Below are 5832 nucleotides of genomic sequence, written 5' to 3'. Positions count from 1 at the left end.
CCGCAACGTGCCGAGGATCTTCCCCGTCGGAATCTGAGCTCTCGCCGAAGGCGTGAGGAATAGAAGGACTGTAACACCCAGACTCGTTGTACGCATGGGACTCCTCCGTCAGTTGCTCTGAAGCCTCGCCAGAACGTCCCGCCGCTTCCAGAGGCGGCTCTCCATCCGCATCGCCGTGAAAAAGATTCCCGAGTCCTCCGTGGGCCAGTAGGGCTTCCAGGGATCGATCCGCTCGGGCCGATAGAGAAGTCGCAGCTCTCCACCTTCCGCCGGAAGCTCCCACAGCTCGTTCAACCCGAGCGGATGAAGAAGGAGAACGATCGATGTTCCGTCGGGGGACCACGCGATCGGCCCGACGCTTCCGAAGCCCTCGGTTTGCCACGACGCGAGGGTTCGAAGTCGATCGCCACCGGTCGAGATCACGATGATGTCGCTCTCTTGACCCGTGACGTGCCGGCCGACGACGATCTCTCGCCCGTCGGGGGACCAGGCGGACATCAATTTACAGCCGCCGACACCAAGCGGAGACCGCAGTCCGCTTTCCAGATTCACGAGGACGAGCCGCCGCTCGCAATCGTAGTTTCCCTCCTCGAGAACGAGGAGACGGCCGTCGGGAGAAAGAGCGGCGTAGTGCCCCATGAGGGGCGGTCCCGCCTCGATCTCGACCGGGCGGGCGGCGTTTTCCGCCAGATGGAATCGCAGGAAGACGTCCTCGTTCGCCGGGCTTCGTCCCCACAGGAGAAACCAGCTCTCGTCGGGCGACCAGCCGATGACGCTCGACCTGGGGAGCTCCGACGTCAAAGGCAGTAGACGGGCCTCGGAACGGGAGAGGAGATAGAAGCTCTTGGAGCTCGATTCCCCCTCCACCTTTACCGCCACCCATTCTCCGGTCGGAGAGGGGACGCCTTCTTGCACCGACTGCTCGAGCTGCTCGCTGAAACGCGAAGGCTCGCCTTCGCGGCGCAGCCGCCACATCTCGCCCCGCTGCGACTTTTGCACCGAAAGGAGCGTGCCGTCCCGAGTCCAGCTCCAGGGGTACGAATCACCCACGCGGTCCTGAATGAGATACGGCCCGCCTGCGCGCTCGAGTCCGTCGAGACGAAGCGCCCAGAGATCCCAGTCCTCGTCGGATCGACTTCGATGAAGGAGATACCGGCCGTCGGGTGACCAGAGAGGAAAGCCCTCGTCGGCATGGGGATGGGTCAGCTCGACGTCCCGATGTCGCTCGCGATCGTAGACATGGATCGTCCCCCGGTCACCGTCCCCCGACCCGTAAGCGATCCGTTTTCCGTCCGGCGAGTAGAACGCTCGGGGCGGCCAGACCCACTCGACACTAGCGACGTCGCGAACCGTTCCTGTCTCGAGCGTGAGCTCGGCAAGGGTGGCGAAGCGAACGTCCTCGGGCGCCTGGCGCAGCAATAGTAGGCGTTTCCCATCGGGAGACCAATCCGTCACGAACAGCTCCCGCTCCGACGTATCAACGATCCGCGGCGCAGAGGCTGTCGGCGCGATGACACGTATCTGCGTCTGGTCGGCTTCACGGAATCGATAGGCGAGACTCGAGCCGTCGGGAGACCAGACCGGAGGGCACTCAAGAAGCCCGCCGCGTCGGTCGAGAAAGGTGTCCTCGCCCGATTCGAGGTCGCGAACGACGACGCCGCCCGCCCAGGTCGTGAAGGCGAGCTTCTTTCCATCAGGTGAGAGCGAGCCGGAATCGGGCTCTGCGCCGCGGGCGACGAGCTCGGCGGGAGGCAGGGAGACGGGTGCGCGGTGCCCCAGGTACCACCCGAGGAACAACGTCGGCACGGTGGAGACCGCGATCCACAGGCGCCAGGAGGGGCGCGGTCGTGGCGGACCGGGCAGTTCCGCGCCGTCGAGCGAGCCAACGAACCGGAACCCTCGACGGTGGACGGTCTGGATGTAACGGGGCTTACGCGGGTCGTCGTCCAGGGCGCGGCGCAGGACTTTGATGGCTTCGCTGAGCGACTGCTCCGAGACGGCCACCCCGTTCCAGGCGGCGTCGAGGAGGATTTCCTTTAAGACGAGCTCGCCTGGTCGGACCAGGAGCTGCCTCAGTACCTGGGTTGCACGCGGAGGAAGCGAGACAGGAGCCCCGTTCCGGCTCAGGGTTTCGGTCGCGACGTCGAAGCAGAAGGGGCCGAAACGAAGCCCGCCGTGCAGGGGCCGAGCGCTCCTGGACGGTGAAGCCTCGATCTTCTCCAACTGGACCACTCCTGGAGAAAGATTCAGGATTCTTTCATGGAAACCTCAAGACTGACAATCGCAATCTCGTTCATGCTCCACGGTGGAGGGCTAACTATGAAGCGCTTGTTGTTTGTTTCCTTATCATTTTGTTGTGGGGCCGGGGCCGCACTGGCGCAGCACGGTTTCGGAACGGGCCGGCTGCACGACGAAGCGGGCGACCGAGTCCTGAGTGACGATCGCGGCATATACATCCACGGCCAGGACTGCGTTTCGGTGGCGGTCGCCACGAGCGACGGCTTCTACCAGCTGCGCACCGTGAGCAACACCGCGACGTGCAACGGCCAGACGTGGGGCGTACGACGAACGCTCACACTCGCCTTCGATACCGACGGCCCGATGCCCCCGGACCTCGACCTCGCTCCCAGCGACTCCGATTCGTCCACGGAAAGCGTTCCCGCGAGGTTCATCGTGTGGAAGCTCTTCCACAAGAAGGCGACCACGACAGCGGTCTCGATTCTCATTCTCACCGTCGATCTCGCTAGCGGCGGCACGACCCAGGACGCGGCGTGGGAGTTCGTCTACCAGACGCAAGCGGTCATCGTGCGGAACCCCGACGGCTCGCGATCGGTCTCGCTCACGGGTGACGACGCCGTCGTCGAGCTTCTACAGTACGTCCCTCAGGCGGGTCGCAAGGTGAAACCGGTCTCGTACGGGTTCTTCAACCTCCCGTTCCACCTGACTGCGGCGCCACTTCCCTAGCACTGGCCGGGACGAGCGATTTTTCTATCCTGAATCCGTGAGGAAATGGATCTGAGGTTCTGTCTCCATCGCCGTGGTCGTGCTGGCGGCGGCATGAGCGCTCGCTCAATCACCTTCTCTGCCGAGCCTTGCTCGGCGACGAGCTTCAAGGAAGGGGACCAAACAGCCTCCGGATAGCGAGAGGATGCTGACATACCTGGAGGGCCAGGGCGAGGAAGGGCACGCGGCGTCTACCCGAACGTCTCTGGCTTCAGCTTGAAGATCGCCGCCAGCGCTTCTCCACTCAGTCCCGCCTCGGGCAAGCCCTTCTTCTCGCCCACAACCCGGTGCGCGACGTAATCTCCGATCACCGGGCCGATCTTGAAGGCGTGCCACGATCCACCGCCGACGAGCCACAGGTTGTCCATCTCCGGATGCAGATCGAAGAAGCACTGCCCGTCGACCGAGTTCTCGGTTTGGCATGACCAAGCGGCGAGCATCGGCTGATCCTTGAGCGCGGGAAACCGTTGGGCCAGCGTTTCTCTGGCGGCGGCTTTCTCGTCCGCGTTCGGCACGCGCTCGAAAAGGTCCGGGTCCACCTCTTCGCCCGGGCTGATCAGTAGCCCGAACCCCGCGCCGTTGATGCTCGGGAGCCCGAGACCGGTGTTGGGAAGGTTCGGCACCGAGAAGCGGTTGTCGCCCGGCGGCGTGCCGTACATGTAGTATGCCGCTTTGCGCACCGAAAGCTTGTTCTTCATGACCTCGGGGAACACCTTGGGCATCCACGCCCCCAGGGCGAACACGAAGGTGTCGGCACTGACGGTTGCGCCCGATGTGAGCGTAACGCTCTGGAGCTTGCCACCCGCGCGCGCTCCTGGCGACGCCTTATCTATCAGCAGCGAGCCACCCTTCTTCCTGAACGACGTCGCGACGGCCAGGTTGGCATCACGAGGTGACAGCACCCCGCCCCAAGGGTGATAGAAGCCGAAGAACTCCTCGCTCGGGGGTGGGGCCTGCGGCCAACGCCGCATCAGATCATCGTAGGAAATCACCTCGTAAGGAACCCGGTGCTTGTCGAAGAGCGCCCGTTCGGCAGAATTCCGAGCGGTCCACTGGCTCCTGAACGCCAGCGCGCCGCATTGGTAGAACATGTCGGTACCGAACTCTGCTTGGCGCATCTTCCACAGCTCGCAGGCGTTTCGTGCCCAGAGCATCTCGTGCTCTTCCTCGCCGTAAGTGAGCCGCATCCCGCGCACTTCGCCCATCGAGCTCGACTTCGAGTTCCCGGGGCTGTACTGGTCGATCAGGACCACCGATAGGCCCATCTCCCGAAGGTTGAGTGCCGTCCAGTTTCCCATGACGCCGGCGCCCACGACCGCCACGTCCGCGGTAACGTCGCTTCGTGAACCCATGGTCGACTGAGACCCGGCCGACTCGGGAGCTCTGTTGGCGGCGTTCGCGTCGACTCCGCGACCGATGGCAATAGCTCCCGCACTCGCCCCGGCGGTCTTGATGAATTTTCGACGGTCCATTTGAGCCTCCTTGACGACTGAACGCGACCCGACCTCACGCTAAGTGCGCTAACGCCCTGAAGATCTTAACGGATAACAAGTCTTTGAGGGTGAGCGCAGCAACGTAGCCAACCATGACGCTAGTGGCGCACGAGTGCGCTTTTCGATTGAACTTCACCGAGCTGGAGTCCGTATAGCGCGGGAAGAGGTCCATGACCGATCTCATTAAAGATGTCCGCTACGGCCTTCGCCTCATGGTGAAGAGCCCCGGTTTCACCCTGGTTGCGACGCTGTCGCTCGCTCTGGGCATCGGGTTCAACACCACCATCTTCAGTGCTGTCGACGCCGTTCTGCTGCGGCCTAAATTGGCCTTCGAGCCCGAGACCCTGGTCGAGGTGTACCTGAGCGACTCCTCGGGCTACCCCTATGCGACCTCTTCTTACGCGGATTATCGCGAGTACCGCGATCGGACCGACGTCTTCTCGGGTGTGGTCGCCCAATCGACCGCCATCGTGCGCTACCGGGTCGGTCAATCGAGCGAGTATCTCCTCACGGAGGTCGTTTCGGGGAATTTCTTTCAGGTTCAGGGCCTGCACGCCCGGTTGGGTCGCGCGCTCGAGCCCTCGGACGACGTCAGCCGTGGCGGTCACCCTGTGGTCGTGGTCAGCGACGCCTTCTGGCGGGGTCGGCTGGGAGGGGACCATGAGGCGATTGGTCGCACGATCGAGCTCAACGGTCGGCCCTATGCCATTCTCGGGGTGATGCCGGCCGAGTATACCGGCAGTATTCCCGGCATCGGTACGGAGCTGTGGGCGCCTTTCGCGATGGGAGATCACCTCGAGCCGTCCAGTCGAGAGGACGGAAGCTGGCTCGATCGCCGCACGCGACGAAACGTCCTGGTCAAGGCGCGGCTCGCGCGAGGAATCAGCATCGCGCAAGCCCAGGCTCAAATGGATCGCTTGATGGCAGAGCTTCGTGAAGAGCACCCCGACGAGTATCGCGATCGCGCCATCCATCTCATGCCATCCGACGACGTGCGCATCCACCCCATCGTGGACGGTGCGCTCTACCCGGTAGCGGGGGTGCTCATGGCCGTCGTTGGCCTGGTACTCCTCATTGCCTGCGCCAACGTGGCCAACATGCTGCTCGCCCGCGCTTCGGCGCGCGGCTCGGAGGTCGCGATCCGTATGGCGATGGGATCGTCGCGGTTCCGGCTCGTGAGGCAGCTTCTGACCGAGAGCCTGCTCCTCTCGTCGCTCGGCGGCGTTCTCGGCATCGGCGTCGCCTATGTATCGACCGAGGCAATCCTCTCTTTGCGGCCGCCCATCCCCGTACCGATCGCCTTGGATCTGTCTCTCAACAGCCGTGTGCTCCTCTT

Annotated in this window: 4 protein-coding genes; 2 read left to right on the top strand and 2 right to left on the bottom strand. The window is 63.7% G+C overall.

Annotation, left to right across the window (positions count from 1 at the left end; all coding sequences use genetic code 11):
- Positions 1–108: 108 nt before the first annotated feature.
- Complete coding sequence (locus VEK15_06920; GenBank protein HXV60406.1) at positions 109–2223, bottom strand: winged helix-turn-helix domain-containing protein; 2115 nt, start codon at positions 2221–2223, stop codon at positions 109–111.
- 96 nt (positions 2224–2319) lie between these two features.
- Between VEK15_06920 and VEK15_06915 the strand changes: the two genes are divergently transcribed.
- Positions 2320–2964 carry a hypothetical protein gene (locus tag VEK15_06915; protein ID HXV60405.1) on the top strand — a complete coding sequence of 215 codons (645 nt, stop codon included), beginning with the start codon at positions 2320–2322 and terminating at the stop codon, positions 2962–2964.
- Between the two features lie 230 nt (positions 2965–3194).
- Here VEK15_06915 and VEK15_06910 read toward each other — a convergent pair whose 3' ends face one another.
- On the bottom strand, positions 3195–4475 hold the full coding sequence (locus VEK15_06910; protein ID HXV60404.1) for an FAD-dependent oxidoreductase: 1281 nt from the start codon (positions 4473–4475) through the stop codon (positions 3195–3197).
- 191 nt (positions 4476–4666) lie between these two features.
- On the opposite strand from VEK15_06910, the gene VEK15_06905 reads away from it, so the two are divergent.
- Positions 4667–5832: ABC transporter permease (locus VEK15_06905; protein HXV60403.1), on the top strand; the 1166-nt coding region annotated here is incomplete at its 3' end.

Source organism: Vicinamibacteria bacterium, assembly GCA_035620555.1.
In the GTDB taxonomy this organism is placed as follows: domain Bacteria; phylum Acidobacteriota; class Vicinamibacteria; order Marinacidobacterales; family SMYC01; genus DASPGQ01.
This window is presented reverse-complemented; position numbering and strand designations above follow the sequence as displayed.

What these genes read in the sequence shown, in the direction of transcription:
- VEK15_06915 (HXV60405.1), top strand. Translation starts at nt 2,320, where the DNA reads ATGAAGCGCTTGTTGTTTGTTTCCTTATCATTTTGTTGTGGGGCCGGG.
- VEK15_06910 (HXV60404.1), bottom strand. Translation starts at nt 4,475, where the DNA reads ATGGACCGTCGAAAATTCATCAAGACCGCCGGGGCGAGTGCGGGAGCT.